Source organism: Gryllotalpicola sp. CP2-P1 (assembly GCF_057512245.1).
Window position 1 is genome coordinate 1 of the sequence record NZ_JBLRDT010000384.1, and the last position, 1,244, is coordinate 1,244.

At 72.0% G+C, this 1,244-nt stretch carries 1 protein-coding gene; it reads right to left on the minus strand.

Annotated elements, in window-relative coordinates; translation table 11 throughout:
- On the minus strand, positions 1-1,086 hold a 1,086-nt coding region (locus ACM2XV_RS15410), incomplete at its 3' end, for a pyridoxal-phosphate-dependent aminotransferase family protein (RefSeq protein ID WP_487027585.1).
- Between the last annotated feature and the right edge of the window lie 158 nt (positions 1,087-1,244).

A 1,244-nucleotide genomic window follows, 5' to 3' on the forward strand; every position in this document is an offset into this window, starting at 1 on the left:
CGTCGTGAGAACGGCGTCGCGGCGGGCGTTGTAGCCCATGACGCCGATGCGCCAGATGCGGCCGTGCAGCGGGCCGAACGAGGTGCCGATCTCGATGGCGTAGTCGGCGAGCAGGGCGCCGCGCACCGCCTCGCCGTCGACGCCTGCGGGGATGACGACCCCGATCACGTTGTTCATGCGGTGCGCCTGGTCGCCGAAGAGCTCGAGGCCGAGGCCCGTGAGCCCCGCCGCCATCGCACCGCCGTGCAGCGCGTGCCGGGCGACGGCCGCGGCCATGCCTTCCTCTGCGAGCAGCCGGGCGCACTCCCGCGCGGCGTAGAGCATCGATGTCGCCTCGGTGTGGTGGTTGAGGCGCTTCTCGCCCCAGTAGTCGAGGATCTGCCCCAGGTCGAAGTAGTTCGAGCGGATCGGCTGCGCGAGCACCTGCGAGTCGTCGTCGCGGATGCCCGCCTCGATGCTCTTACGCGCCTCGATCACGGCGACGGCCCGGTCCGAGAGGGTGATGGGTGACGAGCCCGACGGGCCGGCGAGGCACTTCTGCAGGCCTGCCGTGGCGGCGTCGACCCCCCAGGCATCCGCCGCGAATTCGTTGCCGCCGAGCGACGCGGTGACGTCCGTGTAGAACAGGATGCCCCGCTCACGGCAGGCCGCGCCGATCTCGGCGAGCGGCTGCGCCAGCGTCGTCGACGTGTCGCCGTGCACGAGCGCCAGCAGCTTGGGCCGCACCTCGTCCAGCGCCGCGATGATCTGCTCGGGCGGGAACACCTCGCCCCACTCGCGCTCGATGGTGTGCACCTCGGCGCCGCAGCGCGCGGCGATCTCCTGCAGCAGGAAGCCGAAGCGTCCGAAGATCGGCACGAGCACGCGGTCGCCCGGCTCGATCAGCGACACGAGAGCGGCCTCGATGCCTGCGCGCGAGGTGCCGTCGACGAGCAGCGTGGCGGCATTGCCGGTGCGGAACACCTCGCGGTAGAGCGCCTGCGTCTCGGCCATGTAGCCCGTCATCACGGGGTCGTACTGCCCGACCAGGGCGGCCGACATGGCGCGCAGCACGCGCGGGTCGGCCGTGATCGGGCCGGGGCCCATGAGCAGGCGGTGCGGCGGGTGGATGGCCGGGTGCGTCACGCGGCGTCCTTTCCGTTCAGGGACTCGGCGACGGATGCCGCGAGCTCGATGAGTGCGACGTCGGTGTTCCTCGCCCCGATCAGCGAGAGGCCGACGGGGCCTTCGGCGGTCTCGAGCAG